Here is a 20,978-nt window from a genome sequence, read left to right on the forward strand (position 1 = left end):
CACGAGTCGATGTCAGCGAACTGACCTGATTGCGGTAATGACGACCGCGCCGAGCAACGTCGCGCAACCTGCCGCGATGAACAGCGCGTCGAATCGGATGGCGCCGCCCGGCGTCGTCAGCCAGGTGGCGAACAGGGAAAGGGCAAGCTGGGGCACGACGTTCGCGAGATGGAACACACCCATGTCCTTGGCCGCGGCGTTGCGGTCGGGCAGCACTTCGGTCACCAACGCAAGGTCGACGGCCAGGTACGCGCCCTGTGCCACGCCCATCCATGCGATCACCACCAGCAATTGCGAGAACGTCGCGCAGTACACGAGCGCAGGAAACCCGAGCGCCATCCCGATGCCCGCCCCGATCACGAAGACCTTGCGGCGCCGCAGCCGATCCGACAAGCGACCGAACACCAATGCACTGGCCGTCATGGCCGTCGTGGCCACCAGCAGGCACATGAACATCGCGTGAGGCGTCTCTTTCGCGGACAGGCCGATTCGGTCCCGCAGATAGAACAGCAGGTAGTACTGCAAACTGCTCACACCGAACAACACCAGCGCGCGCGACAGCCACGCGATCGCGAAGTCCGGATGCCTGACCGGATTGGTCCAGAAACTCGACGCCAGCTGCCGCCACCGCAGCGGTTGCACCTGGCTTTCGTCCAGCCGCCTGTCGTCGGCCAGCACGACGAAGCAGGCAATGGCCGCCAACGCGATCGCACCCTGCATCAGCGCGATCGAAACGAGATCGGGGGCCAGTTGCCTCGCGATCCCGACGCCCATGAGAATGCCGATCGGCGGCGTGAATCCGACGATCGACGAATAGAGGCCCAGCCTGGCGGACCGGACCTGATCCGGAAGCACCGCATTGAGGCCGCTCAAGGTCGAATTGAAGGTCAACGCCATCAACCCCCATCCGAGCGCGAGTTGCGCGGGGGTGCGAGCGGTCGCCAGGATCGCCATCGCGCCAAGCCCCCCCAGCATGCCGCCCAGGATCCACGGTTTGCGCATTCCCCAGCGCGATCGCGTGTGATCGCTCAGCACACCGAATATCGGCTGGGCAATCAGACCGATGAACGAGCCGATGCCGAGCGCCCGCGCCAGCACGGTGGCCTTGTCGGCCGGCGCAATCCTTTCCGCCAGCATCGGCAGGATCATCATCGGATACGGCAACATCGCCAGCCAGACACCGACGAAAGCGACCGTCAGCGTCACGCCGAGATACCGGTTGCCCTCTTTGCGGGCCGATATACACATCAATTCGTCCATACCCTCTCCATTCATCGTCGAATGACGGCCCGCGCCTGCGGCACCGCCGTCCGCTCAGCGCCCGAACATCCGCCCGTCGAGATGCACCGCTCCCGCGATCGCATGATCGGTCGCCGCGCGCGCCAGCGCGACGCGATACGTGCCGTCCGCGATCCGCCATTGCCCGGCCTGTCCGTCGAACCGGGCCAGCAGGCGCGGATCGACCGTCAGCGACACGCGGACGGATTCGCCCGCGCGCAGCGTCACGCGCTCGAAGCCGAGCAGCCGCATGCACGGCGCGCCGCACGCATCCGTCAGGTAGAGCTGCGGAACGTCGTCGCCGTCGCGCGTGCCCGTGTTGGTTACCGTGAAGCGCGCCGTCACCGTGTCGCCGCCGTCGAGTCGCAGGTCGTCGTACGCGAAACGCGTATAGCTCAGGCCGAAACCGAAGCCGAAGCGCGGCGGCCGGCCCGTCTTCGCGAACCAGCGATAGCCGACCTCCGCGCCCTCGTGGTAATGCACGTCGATCGGCGTGCCGAGCTCGACATCCGCGCCCGGCAGCGCCGGATGCGGCGTATCCGCGATATCGGCCGGGAACGTGACCGGCAGGCGGCCCGACGGATTGACGCGGCCCGTCAATATTTCCGCGATCGCCTGCGCGCCCGCCTGGCCCGGATACCACGCCTGCACGATCGCGGCGACTTCGCCGCTCCACGGCATCGCGACCGGGTTGCCGGTCTGCAGCACGACGACGGTATCGGGGTTCGCGCGCGCCACCGCGTCGATCAGCGCATCCTGTCCGAACGGCAGCGTCATGTCCGGGCAGTCGAAACGCTCGCCTTCGTGACGGATCGCGTTGACGATCACGACGTCGGCGCGGCGCGCCAGCGCGACGGCGTCCGCGACGTGCGCGCCGCTGTCGTATTCGACGATCGCGTCCGGCAGTTGCGCGCGCAACGCCGCGAGCGGCGACGCGCCGCCGAAGCACATCGCGGTCGGCCCGAGCAACGGATGACTGCGCATCGGCACGACCGCCGTATAACCGCCCTGCGGCATCACCTGGCTGGAGCCCGATCCGGACAGCACGCCCGCCTGCGCCAGGCCCCCGATCACGGCAATGCGTCGCGCGGCTTGCGCGAGCGGCAGCACCTGCCGCGCGTTCTTCAGCAGCACGATGCCCTCGCGGGCGATCTGCAGCGCGATCGCGTCGTGCGCGGCGAAATCGACCGGCTCCGGCGCACGCTCGCGATCGATGCCGACCGCATAGCAGGAGCGCAGGATGCGCGTCACCATCTCGCCGATGCGCGCCGGCGGCACCTTGCCTGCGTCGTATGCGCGCCGCAGCGGCGCGTTGAACCACTCGGCCTCGTCGAGTTGCGCGCCCGAGTGCTGGTCGAGGCCCGCGAGCGCGAACTCCCAGCCGTACACGGCGCGCCAGTCCGACATGATCCAGCCCTTGAAGCCCATCGCGTCCTTCACGACGTCCTGCAACAGATGCCGGTTGCCGCTCGCATACGCGCCGTTGACCAGGTTGTAGGCGGCCATCAGCGCGCCGGGCTCGCCTTCCTCGATCGCGATCTGGAACGCGAGCAGGTCGCTCTCGCGATGCGCGTCGGGATCGATGACGGCGTTCAGGAAGAACTTGTTGGTCTCGCTGGCATTGAGCGACACGTGCTTGAGCAGCGCGATTACGCCCTCGCGCTGCGTGCCCGCCACGAGGCGTCCGCCGATCCGCCCGGACAGCAGCGGGTCTTCCGACACATATTCGAAGTTGCGACCGTTGCGCACGTCGCGCACGAGATTGATGCCGCCGCCCAGCGCGACGTTGAAGCCGCGCGCGCGCGCCTCCTTGCCGATCGCCGCGCCCATCCGGCGCGCCAGCGCCGGGTGGAAGGTCGCGCCAAGTGCCAGCCCGGCCGGGAACGCGGTCGCCCGCTCGTCCGGGGTTTCGGTATGACGCAGGCCGAGGCTGGTGTCGGCCAGCTTCAGCGCCGGTACGCCGAGACGCGGCACGCCGCCGACATAACCGGCGATGACGGGCAGGTCGGCCGGCACGCGCGGCTCGCGGCCGGTGCGGCCGAAGACCCGCACCATCAGGCTGTACAGCAGCGAAAACCGCTCGTCGTCGGTCATGCGGGCTTCGGTTTCTCGCGCACGCGCGTCGGGGTCAGAGTCAGGGCGACCCGCCGGCGCAGCGCTTTCGCCGGCCGCGATTGCGCCCGAACACGCGGGAGATTCGATGGGAGTCTGCAGTAGGGTCGAGGATTTCATCACGCGTTGCTTCGAATGAATGGGACCGGCCGACACCCGCTTGCATCGTCAGCCGAACAGTTCCTGCCAAATAATTATCCGAGTGGATAATTATTGTTTTGAGCGTGCGTGTCAAGCGTGCAAAGGCGGTATCGACGGCGGGGTTTTCCCCGACCCGCGCGGGCCACGATGTCGCGCCGGCGCGCGGGATCGGACCGGAACGACCCGTTGCGGCCAATCCGGCCGGACGGCACAATCCGGGGATTCGATCGAGGACAGGACAGATGCAGATTGCCCGGCAGGCGCAGCAGGAACGCAGCGAACAGACCCGTTCGGAAATTCTGGGCATCGCGCTCGAACAGTTCTCGACCCGCGGTTTCGACGCGGTCAGCGTGCGCGACATCGCGGACGCGGCCGGCGTGAACCACGCGATGATCCGCTACTACTTCGGCAACAAGGAGAACCTGTGGCGCGCCAGCGTGACGCAGTTGTTCGACCGGTTCATGGAGGGCGTGGCGCTACCGGACCCGGCGTCGGACGCGTTCTCGATCGATGCCGTCAAGCAATACATCCGCAACTACGTGCGGTATTGCGCCGCGCACCCCGAGCATGCGCGGCTGATGATGCAGGAAGCCAATCGCGATTCGGAACGCCTGCAGTGGATGGCGGAAACCTTCGTGCGGCCGCGCCACGACCGCTCGGTGCCGCTGATCCGCTACGTCAGCGAGACGACCGACGGGCTCGCGCGAATCGACCCGGTCGTGCTGCTGTACATGATTACCGCGATCGCGCAGGTGCCCTACCTGCTGACGGCGGAAATGCGCTATGCGCACGGCATCGACGCGCTCGACGAGAAAGCGATCGATGCGCATTGCGACGCCGTCGTCGCGTTCATCTTCCGCTGAGCGGCCCGGCGTGCGTGCGGCAAGCCGCGCCGGCGCCACGGTGCGGCATCGACGCGATGCCGCGACAGGTTCGCGCGACTAGGCCGCGACCTCTCCCCCGAGATACGCATCCCTGATCCGCTCGTCCGCGAGCAACGCCTTCGCCGGCCCTTCGAGCACCACGCGCCCCGTCTGCAGCACATACCCGTAGTGCGCGATCTCCAGCGCGAGGCTCGCGTTCTGCTCGACCATGAACACCGTCACGCCCTGCCGGTTGATCGCGTCGATCAATTCGAGCACCTTGTCGACGTAGAGCGGCGACAGCCCCATCGTCGGTTCGTCCATGCAGATCAGCTTCGGTCGCGCCATCAGCGCGCGCGCCATCGCGAGCATCTGCTGCTCGCCGCCCGACAGCGTGCCCGCACGTTGCGCGAGCCGCTCCCTCACGCGCGGAAACAGGTCGAGCACGCGTTCGTAGTCTTCAGCCACCGCCGCGCGATCGCCGCGCGTGTACGCACCCATCAGCAGGTTCTCGCGCACGCTCATGTCTCCGAACAGCCGCCGTGCCTCAGGCACGGCCGCGATCCCGCGCCGCACGCGCTGCGGCGTCGCGAGCGCGGTCACGTCGTCGCCGTCGAAGCGCACGACGCCGCGACGCGGCCGCATCAGCCCGAGGATCAGCTTCATCGTCGTCGACTTGCCGCTCGCGTTGCCGCCGAGCAGGCTGACGATCTGGCCGCGGCCGACTTCGAAGTTCACGTCGAAATGCACCTGCACCGGCCCGTAGAACGTGTCGAGGTGTTCCAGTTTCAGCAGCGCGTCGGTCATGGTCGTGTCGGGTCCGGAATAAGAGGCGGTCATGCGGCCGCCTGCGCCGCGCGATCGGCCGGCGCGCTGCCTGCATGGCGGCGGCCGAGATAGGCTTCGATCACGCGCGGATCGTGCCGCACGTCGCGCGGCGCGCCTTCGGCGATCTTCACGCCGTTGTCGAGCACCATCACGCGGTCGGACACACGCATCACGAGTTCGAGCTTGTGCTCGATCAGCAGGATCGTCAGGCCGCGCGCCTTCAGCGACTGGATCAGTTGCAGCATCTCGGCCGTCTCCGTCTCGTTCATCCCGGCCGTCGGTTCGTCGAGCAGCAGCAGGCGCGGATGCAGCGCGAGCGCGCGGCCGATCTCGACGCGCCGCCGGTTCGCGTACGACAGGCTATGCGCCGGGTGATCGATGCGCGGCGTGAGCCGTTCGCCGAACCCGGCGACGATCGCGCGCGCCTCGTCGCGCAGCGCCGCCTCCTCGCGCCGCACCGACGCGGGCCGCACGAGCGCGCGCAGCACCTCGGCCGCCGCGCCGAGCACGGGCCAGCCCGGCCGCGCCGCGCGCAGTCGCGCATGCGCGCCGATCAGCACGTTGTCGAGCACGCTCAGGTTGCCAAACACGCGGCCGTGCTGGAACGTACGCGCGATGCCGAGCGCCGCGAGCCGTTCGGACGCCGTGCCCGTGATGTCGCGGCCGTCGAACGTCACGCGGCCGGCGTCGGGGCGATCCGCGCCCGCGATCAGGTTGAACAGCGTCGACTTGCCCGCGCCGTTCGGCCCGATCACGCTCAGCAGCTCTCCGTCGGCGAGCGTCAGGCTCGCGCCGTCGAGCGCGGTCACGCCGTCGAAACGGCGCGCCAAACCCTGCACGTCGAGCAAGGGTCGGGTGGTGGTCATCGCATTCCTCCTCACACCGTGCCGAGCAGGCCCTGCGGCCGGAACCGGACGAGCAGCAGCAGCACGACGCCGTAGATCAGCATCCGGTAGTCGGCGGCCCAGCGGAACAGCTCGGGCAACCCGATCAGCGCGATCGCACCGGCGATGCCGCCGAGCACGTTGCCGAGCCCGCCGAGGATCACCATCGTCAACGCGAGGATCGACACCTGCGAATCGAAGGTCTGGTGATTGATATAGCTGTACAGATGCGCGGCGATACCGCCGCTCACGCCGGCCGCAACCCCGCCGACCGCGAACGCGATCGCCTTGTAGCGGTTCGGCGCGATGCCGTGCGCGCGCGCGGCGACGTCGTCCTCGCGCACCGCGCGCAGCGTGCGGCCGAGATGCGAGCGCAGCAGCCGCACCTGCACGAGCGCGAACCCGACGAGCACCGCGAACGTGAACCAGTACGCGGCGCGCGCGGTCGTCGCCCACGACAGCGGCGCGATGCCGGTGATGCCGAGCGGGCCGCGCGTGAGGCCGTCCCAGTTCAGGATCACGAGGCTCACCACTTCGCCGATGCCGAGCGTCGCGATCGACACGTAGTGCCCGCGCAGCCGGAACGCCGGATAGACGAGCAGCGTGCCGAGCACGGCCGTGATCGCGCCCGCGCACGGAATCGTCACGGCCGGCGACCAGCCGAGATCCGACGACAGCAGCGCCGACGCATACGCGCCGATCACGAGCAGCGCCGCATGGCCGAGCGAGATCTGACCGACCGTGCCCGCGACGAGCGTGAGGCTCAGTGCGAGCAGGCCGTACAACCAGGCGTTGGTCAGCGTCTGCAGCACGTACGGCGACGCACCGAGCCACGGCAGCACGGCCGCCAGCGCGACCAGCGCCGCGAGCACCGGACGCGGCACGCGCACGGCCTTCGCGGCCGCGAGGAAGGTGCCCGTCATCGGCTCGGCGGGCAGCGCGCGCTTCGCGCTGAACAAGCCGTTCGGCCGCCAGACGAGAAACACGATCAGCAGCCCGAACGCGAACAAGTCGCGATAGCTCGTGCCGAACAGCGCGACGCCGTAGCTTTCGACGAGACCGAGCAGCAGGCTGCCGGCGATCGCGCCCGGCACGTTGCCGAGCCCGCCGATCAGCAGTGCGACCACACCCTTCAGCGTTGCCTGGAAGCCCATCGCCGGATCGATGCTGTTGTAGTACATGCCGACCAGCAGCCCGCTCACGCCGCCGAGCGCGCATGCGATCGCGAACACGGTCTGGTTCACGCGATCCACGTCGACGCCCATCTGCAGCGCCGCGTCGCGATCCTGCGCGGTCGCGCGCACGGCCCAGCCGAGCCGCGTGAAGCGCAGGAAGCCGTACAGCAGCGCGGCCGCCGTGATACCGATGCCCGCGATCAGCAGGTCGAGCGAACCGAGCGTCGCGCCGGCGATCCGCACGTGCCAGTCGGGTAGCGGCGTCGGCACCGCGCGCGGGTCCGCGCCGAACGCGAGCTGCGCGAGCTGGTCGAGGATGAAGCTGATGCCGATCGTCGCGAGCAGCGGCGCGATGCGCGCCGCGTGGCGCAGCGGTCGCAACCCGATCCGCTCGATCGCGACGCCGAGCGCGCCGCAACCGACGACGACCGCCGCGAGCGCGACCGGCAGCGGCAGCCCGAAGCGCGTCAGGCACAGCCAGCCGATGAACGCGCCGACCATGTAGACCGAGCCGTGCGCGAAGTTGATCAGGTGCGACACGCCGAAGATCAGCGCGAGCCCGACCGCGAGCAGCGCGTAGATGTTGCCGACGATGAGGCCGTTGAGCGTGTAGTCGAGCCAGGAAGCCATCATGATGCGTCCGGGTGCCGAATCAGCGCGCCGCGAGCTGCGGCTTCGCGCCGTCCCACAGCGCCCACTGCCCCTGCTTCACGACGAGATACACGGTGCGCGCGCCCGCGACGCGGCGCGTCTGCGGATCGAAGCGCACCTTGCCGAAGATCACGCTCGGCACGTCGCTGACCTTCGCGAATCCGTCATGCGCGGCCTGGCGCGTCGTGCCGTAGCGGCGCAGCACCTCGGCCGACAGGATCAGCGCATCGTATGCACGCGCAACGAACGAATCGGGATCGGCGTGGAATTTCGCGCGATAGCGCTGCACGAACGCCTGCACCTCGGGGCGCGGCTCGGCCGGGAAGAAGTTCGATTCCGTATAGACGCCGTCGACGGCCGCGCCGCCCAGTTCGAGGAACTTCGGCGAATACACGGAGCCGACCGCCGCGATCGGCAGCGTGACGCCCGACGTGCGTGCCTGCCGCACGATCTGCGCGCCGTCCGCGTAGTACGAGATCAGCACGATCGAATCGGGCTTCGACGCGCCGATCCGCACGAGCGTCGAGCGGAAATCCTTCTCCGTCGGCTGGTAACCCTCGGCCGCGACGACCTGCGCGCCGAGCCCGGCCACCGCCTTCGCGAAGATGTCCTTGCTGGTGCGGCCCCAGTCGGTGTTCAGGTACAGCACCGCGATCCGCTTGAAGCCGAGTTCCTTCACCGCGTAGCGCGCGAGCAGCGGCTGCTCCTCGGCCTGGCTCAGCGCGGTACTCCACAGGTAATCGCCGCCCTTCGTGAAATCCGGATGCGAGTTCGTGAAGCCGAACTGGACCAGTTGCCCGCGCTGATAGATCGGCGAAGCGGCCATCGACGTCGCGCTGGAGAAATCGCCGAGCTCGATCGCGATGCGCGGATCGGCGACGAACTTCTGCGCGATCGCCACCGCCTGACGCGGGTCGCTGCGGCTGTCCTGGAAGTCGATCGCGAGCGGCCGGCCGTGTATGCCGCCGCTGCCGTTGATCTCGTCGAGCGCGAGATCGAAGCCGCGCTTCCATTGCTCGCCGTACTGCGCGTCCTGGCCCGTGAGCGGCCCGCTCACGCCGACCACCACCGGCTCGCCGGACACGCCCGCCGCGAGCGCGCCGCCCGTCGACAAGCCCCATGCGGCGGCAAGCGCCGCCACCGTGCCCAGCACGCGCCGCCATGCGCCGCGTGCGTCGTTCCCCGAAACGTTCATGCCGCCCCCACCTTCAGTCAGTCGAAAAGAGTGAGGGCATGTAACCATCCGGTTCAGGGCGATCCAACGAAGTTTTGCGCATATCGATATCGGGCGCGGCGCGAAGCGGATCACGCTCGCGAACGGTCATCCGCATGTCGTGTATCGCGCGGTATGCGAGCGTGCATCGCATCGCTTTGATTCGATTGGCGTTTCCCGCTCGATGCCAATCGCATCCGATGCGCATGCGTGCACAGCAGGCCGCCGCGTCACCCGCACGCTTCGCAGTTTTCGCGCTGTCGATAGCAAAAATCATTATATGAATCGCGCATGCTCGCACTCCTACAATGCGCAAATCGCATCATCGGAACGCGTCATGGAGCTGCATCAACTCGAAGCCTTTTCCGCGGTCATGTCGGCCGGCAGCGTGACCGGCGCGGGCGAACTGCTCGGCCGCTCGCAGCCGGCCGTCACACGTCAGATCCAGGAGCTCGAAGCCGATCTCGGTTACGCGCTGTTCGACCGGCACGGCCCGCGCGTCACGCCGACGCGGCGCGCGTTCCTGCTGTACGAGGAAGTCGAGCGCTCGCTGGTCGGCCTGCGCGCGATCGAGGCGCGGGCGCGCGCGCTCGGCAACGAAGCAGCCGAACCCGTGCGCATCGCGGCGACGCCTTCGCTCGCCGCCACGCTCGTGCCGGCCGCGCTCGCCGCGCTGCCCGACGACGCGCATGCGCCGCACTATCAGTTGCGCAGCGAATCGGCCGAGCATGTCGTGCACGAGGTGCTGGCCGGCACGGCCGACGTCGGCGTCGTCACGCTGCCGATGGCGCACGCGGGGCTCGACGTGCACTGGATCGCGCAAACACCGTGCGTCGCCGTGCTGCCCGCCGGCGACCCGCTCGCGGCGAAGCCGCGCATCGCGCTGCGCGATCTCGCGCGCCGCCGCATCGTCACGGTCGCGAACCGGCACCGGCTGCGCCAGCGGATCGACGCGGCGTTCGCGGCCGCGCGTGTCGATGCGCGCGTGTTCATCGAAACCAATGCATCGCTGAATGCGGTGATGGCCGCACGCGCGGGCATCGGGATCGGCATCGTCGATCCGGCCATGGGCGTCGCGCTGCCGGTGGACGGCGTCGTCGCGCGTCCGCTCGACGTCGACATCCCGTTCGCGTTCGGCGTCGCGACGCCGGCCGGCAAGGCGCGCACCGCCGCCGTCGATGCGCTGCTCGACGCGCTGCACCGCACGACGCGCGCGCTGCTCGACGACGTGGTCTTTCACGAAGCCGCCGCGCACGACGCGCTGCTGCGCGGCGACCGGCTGCGCAGCGATCGTTCGGCTCGCACGACGCGCGCGCGCCGCACGCGCCCGGAGGCCGCATGACGACACCGCTCAGTACACTCAACGCACTCGACGCCCTCGAAGCGCGGCTCGCGCAAGACCTGCGCTGGCTCGACCTGCCCGCGCCGTCGTGGGTGCCGCCGCGCGAGGCCGACGGTACGCGCGTGCTCGACGTCGCGATCGTCGGCGGCGGCATGGCGGGGCTCGCGGCATCCGCCGAACTGCGCCTGCTCGGCATCGACAACCAGTGCGTGATCGACCGTGCGCCGGCCGGCTACGAAGGGCCGTGGGTCACGTTCGCGCGGATGGACACGCTGCGCTCGCCGAAGCAGCTCGCGGGCCCCGCGCTCGGCCTGCCCGCGCTGACGTTCCGCGCGTGGTTCGAAGCGCAATACGGCCGCGACGCATGGGACGCGCTCTACAAGATCCCGCGCACGCAATGGATGGATTACCTGCGCTGGTATCGGCGCGTGCTCGACCTGCAGGTGCGCAACGACACCACGCTCGTTGCGCTGCGTCCGCGCGACGACGGGCTGCTCGCGCTCGACGTGCGCGGCAATGGCGAAGCGCAGACCCTGCTCGCCCGGCATGTCGTGCTCGCGACCGGCCGCGACGGGCTCGGCGGCCCGTACGTGCCGCCCGTCGCGCAACGTGCGCCGCGCACGCGCTGGGCGCACTCGTCCGAGCCGATCGACTTCGTGGCGCTCGCGGGCAAGCGGGTCGGCGTGGTCGGTGCGGGCGCCTCCGCGTTCGACAACGCGGGCACCGCGCTCGAAGCCGGTGCGGCGCGCGTCGACCTGTTCTTCCGCCGTGCGGACATTCCGCGCATCAACAAGCTGACGGGCATCGGCAGTCCGGGCCTCGTGCACGGTTATGCCGATCTCGACGACGCGACGAAGTGGCGCTTCATGCACTACGCGTTGACGTCGCAAACGCCGCCGCCGCGCGACAGCGTGCTGCGCGTATCGCGCCACGCGCACGCGCACTTTCACGCGGGCAGCCCGATCGAGACGCTCTCCGATCATCCGGACGGCCTCGACGTGACGACGCCGCGCGGGCGCTACCCCGTCGACTTCCTGATCTTCGCGACGGGCTTTCATTCGGACTGGACGACACGCGCGGAATTCGCGTCGTTCGGCGCACACGTGCGGCGCTGGAAGGATCGCTATCGCCCGGAACCGGGCACGTGGCTCGACGAACTCGCCGAGTCGCCCGATCTTGGCCCCGCGTTCGCGTTCCAGGAACGCGAGCCCGGTGCGTGCGAAGCCGTCACGCGGATCCATTGCTTCAACCATGCGGCGAGCCTGAGCCACGGCAAGCTGTCCGGCGATATTCCGGCCATCAGCGCGGGCGCGAGGCGGCTCGCGCGCGGCATCGCGAGCCGGCTGTTCGACGCCGATCGCGACCGCCATTACGACGCGCTCGTTGCATACGCGAACGCCGAGCTGCAAGGCGACGAATGGCGCGACGCGGATGCGTGAGCGCGCGTCCATCGATCACATCAACGACGAAGGGAAATCGAAACGATGACTGAATCCATCATTCCGGCTGGTGTGCCGGATACGATCGACGCGGTGGCCGGCCTGCGCGACGGCGATGCGGTGGCCGCACTGCGCCGCGCACGCGACAAGGTACTGGTCCATACGCGGCTGAGCGAGGCCGCGCTGTTCGATCCCGCGTTGCCTGATCTTTCGCTGATCGAAAGACTGCATGCGGCGCGGTATGTCGCGTTGAAGTCGAACGCCGATGCATTGGCCTCGACATACCGCACGCGGCTGCTCGATGCGGGCGGCACCACCGAGGACATCGCACGCGCGAACACCGACGCATTCGACACGCTTCCCCCACGCCTCGGCGCGATCCTCGTGCATGCACGGCTGTTGGCACTGGCCCCCGTCGATGCGCGCCCCGCCGATCTCGACGCGCTGAAATCGGCCGGACTCACGACGCCCGCGATCGTCGCGCTGTCGCAGCTCGTTGCGTTCGTCGCGTACCAGTTGCGCGTCGCGGCAGCTGCGCGAGCGCTTCAGGCGCGCGCCGCCAAGGAGGCCGCATGACGACGTCCACGCATGGCTTCACATCCGACACGCTCGGCTGGCGCGCGTGGCTCGACACCGTTTCGCTCGATGCCGCGACGCCCGATCAGCTGACCGTTCTCGAGGCGAGCCACCCGCACGCGAAGACCTCCGACTATTACCTGCTGCTCGTCCACCTGCCCGAGATCCTGCGGCAGCGCTCGGGCGTGTTCAACGCGATCATGTATGGCCCCGGCGGGCTGTCGCGTGCGGAGCGCGAACTAGCCAGCACGGCTGTATCGCGCGTGAACGGTTGCGTGTATTGCGCGTCGGTGCACGCGCAGCGCTTCGCGCAGCTCGCGAAACGCACCGATGCGATCGAGCAGGTGTTCGACGATCCGGCAACGGCCGGCACGACGGCACGCGAACGCGCGATCGTACGCTACGCGATTGCACTGACCGAGCGGCCCGACACGGTCGACGCGGACGACATCGCCGCGCTTGAAGCCGAAGGGCTGACGCACGAGGAAATCCTCGATCTGTCGCACGCGGTCGCGATCTTCGCGTGGGCGAACCGGTTGATGCTGACGCTGGGCGAGCCGGTTTTTCCTGAGCCGGCAATCGACGCCTGACACGGCGACGCACACCGGGCGGCATACGCTGCCCGGGTGTCGCCCGGCACATCGATCATGCGATGCGTCGACGATGCAAAACGCGCGACCCCAACGTGCATCGCGCGTACCGCCGCGGAAGTCGCAGCAAAAAGCGGCGTCTGCTCCACTCAGCGCCAGCTTCCGACGTAATCCGCAACGAACCGCTCGAACGCGATCGGCGCCCGGCCGAGCAGCGCCTGCACGTCGGCGCTGACGGCCGCCGCCTGGCCGGCCGCGATCATCCGGTTCAGGCTCATCAGCACGTCGATCGACCATGCGTCGGCACCCGCTGCGCGCATGGATTCGATCGCCGCATCGTCCGTCACCGGTACGTATTCGACCTTGCGCCCGAGCGCCGTGCCGATCCGTGCGGCCACATCGGCGCTCGACAGTGCTTCGCCACCCGTCAGCTCGTAGATCCGGCCCGCATGGTCGGCCGGGTGCCGCAGAATCGTCGCATCGACGGCGGCGATGTCGCGCACGTCGACGAACGACACTCTCCCGTTGCCCAGCGGCAGATACAGCGTGCCCCCGCGGATCATGCCCGCGTAGTACGTCACGAAGTTCTGCATGAAGCAGTTGGGTCGCGTGATCGTGTACGCGATGCCCGACTCCATCACGAGCCGGTCGATCTCGCCTTGCACGCGACCGATCGCGATCGACGACGCGGCATCGGCGCCCGCGCCCGACGAGCGGACGATGTGCGAGACGCCGGCCGCCCTGGCCGCCGCGACCGCATTGCCGGCCAGCGTCACCATGTCGGCCTGCAACGGCAGCAACAGGAACAGCGTGTCGACGCCCTGGAACGCACGCGTCAGGCTCGCGACGTCGGCAAGATCCGCGCGACGCGTTTCGACACCTTCGACCGCCCTGCCGCTGTTCGAGCTGGCGATCACGTGCGCGCCGGCCGCCTTCAGTTGCGCGACGAGTTCGCGCCCGATCGTCCCGGTCGCGCCGGTCACGAGAATGGTGTGGGACATGATGTGCCTCCTGATCGCAAATGGAATGCGCGCCGTAGTGCCGGACCGCGGCACACGACACGACCGGCTTCATCCTAGTCGCGCCCATTCATGCCGAATAGTCCATAATGTGTCGAATTAATTTCAACGCTTTCGATCGAATCGCCATGAACGATCTGCGCGTGCTGGAAAGCTTTCTCCGGACCGTGGAAGCCGGTAGCTTCTCAGCGGCGGCCAGCCGGCTGGGCGTTACGCCCGCGGCCGTCAGCAAGCACGTCGCGAAACTGGAGCGCAGCCTCGGCACGCGGCTGTTCCGCCGCACGACGCGCAGCCTCACGCTGACGGAAGCCGGCGAACGGCTGTACGCGGAAACGTCGGCGGCGGCCAGCGCGCTGAGTCAGGCGATGGCGACGCTCACCGAGCGCGACGCGCGTCCCGCCGGCACGCTGCGCATCAGCATCGCGCCGGGGTTCGGGCGCCAGTACGTGTTGCCGCTGATGCCGGCGTTTCTCGAACGTTATCCGGACCTCCGGCTCGACTGGAGCCTCGAGAACCGCCACGTCGATCTGGTGAAGGAAGGCTTCGACGCCGCGATCGGCTCGGGCGTCGAGGACAACGCGAACGTCGTCGCGCGCGAGCTGGTGCCGATCAGGTTGCTGACGGTCGCCTCCCCCGCGTATCTGGCGAAGCACGGCGAACCGGCGACGCTCGCCGAGCTGTCGCGCCACGACTGCATCCGCTTGCGCTCCGCAACGACGGGCCGCGTGCGCGACTGGGCATTCACGATGAATGGCGAAACGGTGACGGTCCCGATCGACGGGCGCATCGTGCTGACCGATCTGGACGCCATCTGCGATGCCGCCGTGGCAGGCATGGGGCTCGCGCGGCTCGGCGCACATCATGTGCTGCCGCATCTGGACGAAGGCCGGCTCGTGCGCGTGCTCACGCGCTATCCGGCGAGGGCCGGCACGATCTACGTGTACTACGCGCACGCGCGCCTCACGCCGCCGAAGGTGCGTGCGTTCGTCGAGTTCCTGACGGAGTCGTTTTCGCGAAGCGACTGGCGGGCGCGCGTCGACACGTTCGGCTGACGGGGATCGACAGGCGGGTGGCTTCCTGCCTGGCTTCCCGACGCGGGCCGCCGCGCGTTACGCCTTGTGCGTCGACAGCAGAATGCTCGTCTCGGTACTCGCAATGCCGTCGATCAGCCGGATCGCGCCGAGCACGCGATCGAAATGCTCGAGCGAATCGGCGTGCAATTCGGCGACGAGATCCCAGCGCCCGTTGGTGCTGTGGATCGACGCGACGTTCGGATGCCCGCGCAGCACCTTCACCATCTCGGCGCCGCGATTGCCCTGCACCGCGATCGACATCAGCGCGCGGATCCGGTGCCGTTCGGCCGCCGGCTTGAGCCGCACCGTATAACCGACGATCACGCCGTTTTTCTCCAGCCGCGTCAGCCGGTTCTGCACGGTCGCGCGCGCGACGCGCAATTCCTTCGCCAGCGCGACGACGGGCAGTCGCGCGTTGTCGCGCAGCAGTGCGATGAGCTGCCGGTCGACGTCGTCGAGCGTGATCATGAACGGGCTTCCTGTTGAGCGTGAGCCGGCCACCAGCGTGCCGGAGACTACGCATTCCGGCCAGCGTGAATCTGACAAAATGCCAGAATCGGCCAGCATTCTGCCAAGTCTAGCGAGAAATCTGCCACTTTTGCTGTCTTTTTGTTGGCTCGACTCACGGAAATAATGACTCCATCGACCGGCCGAATAGGCCGCGCCGCCGCTTTCAGCAAGCCCGCGCCCGCGCCGAAGCATCGCCCGGTCGACCGGAATGCCAGGACACCCGTACCGGCACAGATAATGGAGACAGACCGATGACTCGCTTCCTCGACGTTCCCGCCACCGCCCGACTGATCGCCAAGACCGGCGTCACGACGTTCCTGCGCGAACTCGTCGACACGCTGCGCGCCGATTACCTGCACTGGGCCGATTTCGACAAGTCGCCGCGTGTCGCCTGCCACTCGCGCGACGGCGTGATCGAACTGATGCCCGTCGCGAACGCGTCGCTGTTCGCGTTCAAGTATGTGAACGGCCACCCCGTCAACGCGGCACGCGGGATGCACACCGTGATGGCGTTCGGCGCGCTCGCCGAAGTCGATACCGGCTACCCGCTGCTGCTCGCGGAGCTCACGCTGACGACCGCGCTGCGCACGGCCGCCACGTCGGTGCTCGCCGCGCAGGCGCTGGCACGGCCCGACTCGCGCACGATGGCGCTAATCGGCAACGGCGCGCAGAGCGAATTCCAGGCAATCGCGTTCCACACGCTGCTCGGCATCGACGAAATCCGCGTGTTCGACGTCGATCCGCTCGCGACCGACAAGCTCGTGCAGAACCTCGCCGCGTACCCTGAATTGCGCGTCGTGCGTGCCGCGTCGACCGCCGACGCCGTGCGCGGCGCCGACATCGTGACGACCGTCACCGCCGACAAGGCCTACGCGACGATCGTCACGGCCGACATGATCGAGCCCGGCATGCATCTGAACGCGGTCGGCGGCGATTGCCCCGGCAAGACCGAACTCGAAGCGAGTGTGCTGCACGCGGGCCGCGTGTTCGTCGAATTCGAACCGCAGTCGCGCATCGAGGGCGAGATCCAGCAGATGCCGGCCGACTTCCCCGTCACCGAACTGTGGCGCGTGCTGCAGGGCGAAACGACCGGCCGCGAACGCGCGGACGAGGTCACGGTGTTCGACTCGGTCGGCTTCGCGCTCGAGGATTACTCGGCGCTGCGCTACCTGTATGCGCTCGCTCAGCAGCACAACGCAGGCGTCGAGATCGCGCTGATTCCGCCGGCCGTCGACCCGAAGAACCTGTTCGCGCTGATCGACGACCCGGCCGCGATCGCGCAGGGTCACGCGACGTTCGTGACCGAAGCCGTCGCCGCGTTCGCGCGCTGACCGTTTTCCCCGGGCGGCCCGTGCGCCGCCCGGCTCCCTGCCTCTCGCTCCTGTCTTCCATGAATCTCGTATCGATCCAGGCGCCGGCCGCCGTCGTGATGATCCGGCCACACCGCTTCCTGCCGAACCCGCAGACCGCGGCCGACAACGCGTTCCAGCGCACGGCCGCGGGCGGCGCAGCCGACACGTCATCGGTCTCCGCCGCCGCACGCGACGAAGTCACGGCCGCCGCGCGGACGCTCGCCGATGCGGGCGTGCGCGTGCACGTGTTCGACGACCACGGCGAGCGCGACACGCCCGACTCGGTGTTCCCGAACAACTGGTTCTCGACGCATCCGGGCGGCCACATCGCGCTGTATCCGATGCACAGCCCGAACCGCCGCCGCGAGCGGCGCGCGGACGTCGTCGAGATGCTGAAGGCCGAATATCGCGTGCAGGACGTGATCGACTATTCGGGCCTCGAATACGACGATGTCTTCCTGGAAGGCACGGGCGCGATGGTGCTCGATCACGTCGCGCGCATCGCGTACACCGCGCGTTCGCGCCGCGCCGATCCGGTCGCGCTCGAACGCTTCTGCACGCACTTCAATTTCGAGCCGATCTGCTTCGATACGGCTGATGCCGCCGGGCGTCCGATCTATCACACGAACGTGATGATGAGCGTCGCGACCGAGTTCGCGATGGTCGGCCTCGACCTGATCGCCGATAGCCGGCGCCGCGACGAGATCGCGCGCCGCCTGACCGAAACGGGTCGCACGGTGATCGCGCTCGATCAATCGCAGATCGCGAACTTCGCGGGCAATACGCTGGAATTGTCGGGCAAAGGTGGGCGCGTGCTCGCGCTGTCGCGGCGTGCGTTCGATTGCCTCACAGCCGACCAGCGCGCGACGATCGAACGCTCCGCGCGGCTGCTGCCGCTCGACGTGCCGACGATCGAACTGGCCGGCGGATCGGTGCGCTGCATGCTCGCGGGGATTCATCTCGCGCGGCGGGCAAGCGCGCCGGACGTGATCGCCGTGGAATCGGCCGCATCGCCACGCGAGACGACGCCGCAGGTCTGACCGACAGGCTGGCTAAACAAAAACGGCTGCCGATGCGATGCAACGGCAGCCGTTTTCGTATTCGAAGGACATCGATGCGGCGACGCATCCAAGAATGCTCCGGTATCCGAACGATACCGGCGCCCGCCGCGTCGCTCACCCAGCCAGCAGCTTCAACCCCGCCGGCAGCGTTTCGCCGAACACACGCACCGTGTCGGCTTCGTCGAACGCGATCGCTTCGCGCACCATGTCGATCCATGCCGCCGACGCATTCGCAGCCGACAGACGCTTGATCACCGCGTCACGCATCTCGTCCGGCAGGTCGCGCGAACGGTCGCCGGTCATCCGCGCGATCTGCGCGGCCGCGAACGCGGCCGGCTCGACCTGCTTCCAGTCGAGCGCGAACAGCGCGTCGAGCCAGCCATTGGCGACTTCCGCAGGCACGACACTGTGCGCGCTGCCGTAGAACGGCCGGCGCGCACCGATACGCCCGAGCGCCCATGCGCACAGCGCACGCTCGGCCGGCTTCTGCAATTGCACGATCAGGCGCTCGGCCAGCTCGACCTTGCGCTCGACGGGCAGCCGTTCGAGCGATGCGGACAAGCGCGTCATGTCGGCCGGGCCGACCTTGCCCGGATCGAACGGCAGCTTGCGCCGCTTGTCGTCGGACGGTTCGAGAAACGCGATCGCATCGCGCACCTGCGTCTGCGCGTCGTCGTCGAGGCCGCCGGCCACGCGCCGCCACAGCGTCCACCACTCGGACCACACCTGCGCGTCGTTCACGTATTGAATCCCGTCGTCGAACAGCGGCCACAGCTGCTCGATGCGCCATGCGTCGAGCGGATGGCCGAAGCCCGGGCGCAGGCAATAGCCGGTGAGATTCAGCCATGCACGCTCGTGATCGGCCGAGCGCCGGCGTCGCCGCGCACGCGCGAGCAACGCATCGAACAGTTCGCGTGCGAGCGCGACGTCCCACTCTTCGCGTGCGCCGAGCACGTGTTCGAGCTGCGCGCGCAACCGGCGCGTGTCCTTCGGCGTGACGTCCGCGGCCTTGCTGCCGAACGAGCGCTCGATCAGCTCGATGGCTTGATCGAGCCGCGGATGCCGCGCGAGCGCAGCGTCGCCGTCATGCGCCGGCGCGTCGCCGCGCAACTGGAATTCGAGCCGCCAGCGGCGCGCCGCGTCGTCGGTCGCGATGCAATGCATTTCGAGCGTGCCGACCTCGGTCAGCGACGCGGTGAGCTTCACCGGCGTTTCGCGCGCATCGCTGCCCGCCTGCCGGTCGACGACCGTCGCGATCGGCGGCAAGCGCACGAAATCGCCACCGTCGAGTTCGACGAGATCGCCGGGCCGGTACGCGGTCTCGGCCACCGTCGACACGAGGTGGAAGCGCACCGGCTGCCCGAGTTGCAGCGCGAAGGTACGATCCTCGAGCCGGATCTCGCGGCCCTCTTCCGCGCCGCGCGGCAGCAGGCAGACGCCGCGCGCGGCCGAATCGGTGGCGCCGTCGTCGAGCACGAGGAAATAACTGCGCGCGGAACCGCCGCCGATGCGCGGCGCATGCCCGGCGCGCGCGAGCCCGTAGGCCACCGCGCCGCGCGCGACCGCCACGTCCGGATGCGCGTTGTGCAGCACGTCGAGCGGCGCGCCGCGCCACGCGCCGAGCGTCTGCGCGAGACGGCCGGCGAGCGCGCCCGCGCGGAACACGCCGCCGTTGAGCAGCAGCGTGTCGGGCAGCGGGCCTTCCGCATGACGATTCAGGAACGCGGCGACGTGCCGCGTGACGGCCGGGTCACTCGCATACGGCAAGCCGAATTCGACGATCGCGGCCCGCGCGCGGCGCGGCAGTTCGCCGGCCTCGACCTGCGGAAAGAAACCGTCGACGACGATCTGCTCGACTTCCTGCCGCGTCAGCTCGGCCGAGCGCGCGCCGCCGACGAGCTTGCTGCCCGCGCCGAGCAGCGTGACGGTGACGGACGCCGGCGCGTCGTCGCCGAGCAGCCGCTCCTTCGCCGCACGGCAGCGTTCGACGAGCTGCGACAGGCTCGCGGCCGACAGCCGCGTGCCGGGCTCGGTCAGCCGCGTTTCGACCAGGCGCGCGAGCGCGAGGTCCATGTTGTCGCCGCCGAGCATCAGGTGGTTGCCGACGCCGACACGCGTGAAGGTCGGCTCGCCTTCGTCGCCCGGCGCGACATCAACGAGCGTGAGGTCGGTCGTGCCGCCGCCGACGTCGCAGATCAGCACGCGCCGCGCGTCGGCGAACGTGTCGCGCAACGACTCGCGCTGCCCGTACAGCCAGTCGTAGAACGCGGCCTGCGGCTCTTCCAGCAGCCGCAGCGCGGGCAGCTTCGCGCGCCGCGCGGCTTCGACCGTCAACGCGCGCGCGCCGTCGTCGAACGACGCGGGCACCGTCAGGATCACGTCCTGCTTCGCGAGCGGCGCGTCGGGAAAACGTGCGTCCCACGCATCGCGCACGTGCGCGAGATAACTCGCGCTCGCGTCGACCGGCGACACCTTGTCGACGCCGTCGGCCGCGCCCCACGGCAGGATCGCCGCGAGCCGGTCGACCGACGCGTGCGACAGCCAGCTCTTCGCGCTCGACACGAGGCGGCCCGGCACCTGCGCGCCGAGCGTGCGTGCGTAACGGCCGATCACGGCCGGGGGCGCTTCAACCGCGTTTGCCTTCGCTTTCGCGTGCTCGCCACCCGACCACGGCAACCGCAGCGCGTCCGGCGGCAGCTCGCCCGCCGCCGGGTGATAGCGCACCGACGGCAGCAGCGGCTGCGCGGCCACCGCGCCGGGGCCGACCAGTTGCTCGACGTCGAATACGCGGATCGCGTCGGACCCGGCTTCGACGTACGCGACGACCGTATTGCTCGTGCCGAGGTCGATGCCGACCGTATAGCGCTTCAT

Annotated in this window: 18 protein-coding genes; 8 read left to right on the forward strand and 10 right to left on the reverse strand. The window is 69.0% G+C overall.

Annotated elements, in window-relative coordinates:
- Window positions 1–12 precede the first annotated feature (12 nt).
- Window positions 13–1,260 (reverse strand): MFS transporter, encoded by a 1,248-nt coding sequence (locus H3H55_RS29335; protein WP_193101253.1) that lies wholly within the window; start codon window positions 1,258–1,260, stop codon window positions 13–15.
- 54 nt (window positions 1,261–1,314) lie between these two features.
- Window positions 1,315–3,372, reverse strand: a complete 2,058-nt coding sequence (locus H3H55_RS29340; protein WP_226800397.1) for a beta-glucosidase family protein — start codon at window positions 3,370–3,372, stop codon at window positions 1,315–1,317.
- A gap of 401 nt (window positions 3,373–3,773) precedes the next feature.
- On the opposite strand from H3H55_RS29340, the gene H3H55_RS29345 reads away from it, so the two are divergent.
- Complete coding sequence (locus H3H55_RS29345) at window positions 3,774–4,394, forward strand: TetR/AcrR family transcriptional regulator (RefSeq protein ID WP_193101255.1); 621 nt, start codon at window positions 3,774–3,776, stop codon at window positions 4,392–4,394.
- A 78-nt stretch (window positions 4,395–4,472) separates the two neighbouring features.
- Here H3H55_RS29345 and H3H55_RS29350 read toward each other — a convergent pair whose 3' ends face one another.
- Genes H3H55_RS29350 through H3H55_RS29370 form a run of 5 tightly spaced genes read right to left on the reverse strand, consistent with a single transcriptional unit; the run spans window position 4,473 to window position 9,422 of the window.
- Complete coding sequence (locus H3H55_RS29350) at window positions 4,473–5,234, reverse strand: ABC transporter ATP-binding protein (protein ID WP_193101256.1); 762 nt, start codon at window positions 5,232–5,234, stop codon at window positions 4,473–4,475.
- Window positions 5,231–6,088: an ABC transporter ATP-binding protein gene (locus H3H55_RS29355; protein ID WP_193101257.1), complete on the reverse strand. Its 858-nt coding sequence runs from the start codon at window positions 6,086–6,088 to the stop codon at window positions 5,231–5,233. Before H3H55_RS29355 ends, H3H55_RS29350 begins: the two co-directional genes overlap by 4 nt.
- 11 nt (window positions 6,089–6,099) lie before the next feature.
- A complete protein-coding gene (locus H3H55_RS29360; protein WP_193102224.1) occupies window positions 6,100–7,911 on the reverse strand; it encodes an ABC transporter permease in 1,812 nt (603 codons plus the stop codon).
- Between the two features lie 22 nt (window positions 7,912–7,933).
- The gene (locus H3H55_RS29365) at window positions 7,934–9,127 is read right to left on the reverse strand and encodes an ABC transporter substrate-binding protein (RefSeq protein ID WP_193101258.1); all 1,194 of its coding nucleotides are present in this window, start codon (window positions 9,125–9,127) and stop codon (window positions 7,934–7,936) included.
- A 13-nt stretch (window positions 9,128–9,140) separates the two neighbouring features.
- Window positions 9,141–9,422, reverse strand: a complete 282-nt coding sequence (locus H3H55_RS29370; RefSeq protein ID WP_193101259.1) for a hypothetical protein — start codon at window positions 9,420–9,422, stop codon at window positions 9,141–9,143.
- 60 nt (window positions 9,423–9,482) lie between these two features.
- On the opposite strand from H3H55_RS29370, the gene H3H55_RS29375 reads away from it, so the two are divergent.
- From H3H55_RS29375 to H3H55_RS29390, 4 genes are read left to right on the forward strand one after another with little or no spacing between them, the layout of a single operon-like run.
- A complete protein-coding gene (locus H3H55_RS29375; RefSeq protein WP_193101260.1) occupies window positions 9,483–10,487 on the forward strand; it encodes a LysR family transcriptional regulator in 1,005 nt (334 codons plus the stop codon).
- Window positions 10,484–11,926, forward strand: coding sequence for an NAD(P)-binding domain-containing protein (locus H3H55_RS29380; RefSeq protein ID WP_193101261.1), 1,443 nt, complete (start codon window positions 10,484–10,486; stop codon window positions 11,924–11,926). The genes H3H55_RS29375 and H3H55_RS29380 overlap by 4 nt, the downstream gene beginning before the upstream one ends.
- Window positions 11,927–11,971: 45 nt before the next feature.
- The gene (locus tag H3H55_RS29385; protein WP_193101262.1) at window positions 11,972–12,502 is read left to right on the forward strand and encodes a CMD domain-containing protein; all 531 of its coding nucleotides are present in this window, start codon (window positions 11,972–11,974) and stop codon (window positions 12,500–12,502) included.
- Window positions 12,499–13,092, forward strand: coding sequence for a peroxidase-related enzyme (locus tag H3H55_RS29390; protein ID WP_193101263.1), 594 nt, complete (start codon window positions 12,499–12,501; stop codon window positions 13,090–13,092). Before H3H55_RS29385 ends, H3H55_RS29390 begins: the two co-directional genes overlap by 4 nt.
- A gap of 149 nt (window positions 13,093–13,241) precedes the next feature.
- On the opposite strand, the gene H3H55_RS29395 is transcribed toward H3H55_RS29390, so the two are convergent.
- Window positions 13,242–14,093: an SDR family oxidoreductase gene (locus H3H55_RS29395; protein ID WP_193101264.1), complete on the reverse strand. Its 852-nt coding sequence runs from the start codon at window positions 14,091–14,093 to the stop codon at window positions 13,242–13,244.
- Window positions 14,094–14,239: 146 nt separating this feature from the next.
- Between H3H55_RS29395 and H3H55_RS29400 the strand changes: the two genes are divergently transcribed.
- A complete protein-coding gene (locus H3H55_RS29400) occupies window positions 14,240–15,163 on the forward strand; it encodes a LysR family transcriptional regulator (protein ID WP_193101265.1) in 924 nt (307 codons plus the stop codon).
- Window positions 15,164–15,220: 57 nt separating this feature from the next.
- On the opposite strand, the gene H3H55_RS29405 is transcribed toward H3H55_RS29400, so the two are convergent.
- A complete protein-coding gene (locus tag H3H55_RS29405) occupies window positions 15,221–15,652 on the reverse strand; it encodes an Lrp/AsnC family transcriptional regulator (protein ID WP_048248212.1) in 432 nt (143 codons plus the stop codon).
- Window positions 15,653–15,945: 293 nt separating this feature from the next.
- Here H3H55_RS29405 and H3H55_RS29410 point away from each other — a divergent pair, with 293 nt between their 5' ends.
- Together H3H55_RS29410 and ctlX are read left to right on the forward strand one after the other, a co-directional pair.
- Window positions 15,946–17,025 carry an ornithine cyclodeaminase gene (locus H3H55_RS29410; RefSeq protein WP_193101266.1) on the forward strand — a complete coding sequence of 360 codons (1,080 nt, stop codon included), beginning with the start codon at window positions 15,946–15,948 and terminating at the stop codon, window positions 17,023–17,025.
- Window positions 17,026–17,084: 59 nt separating this feature from the next.
- Window positions 17,085–18,086: a citrulline utilization hydrolase CtlX gene (ctlX, locus tag H3H55_RS29415; protein WP_193101267.1), complete on the forward strand. Its 1,002-nt coding sequence runs from the start codon at window positions 17,085–17,087 to the stop codon at window positions 18,084–18,086.
- Between the two features lie 135 nt (window positions 18,087–18,221).
- Here ctlX and H3H55_RS29420 read toward each other — a convergent pair whose 3' ends face one another.
- Window positions 18,222–20,978, reverse strand: coding sequence for an Hsp70 family protein (locus H3H55_RS29420; RefSeq protein WP_193101268.1), 2,757 nt, complete (start codon window positions 20,976–20,978; stop codon window positions 18,222–18,224).

It is taken from the genome of Burkholderia sp. Z1, from assembly GCF_014893795.1.
In the GTDB taxonomy this organism is placed as follows: Bacteria; Pseudomonadota; Gammaproteobacteria; order Burkholderiales; family Burkholderiaceae; genus Burkholderia; species Burkholderia theae.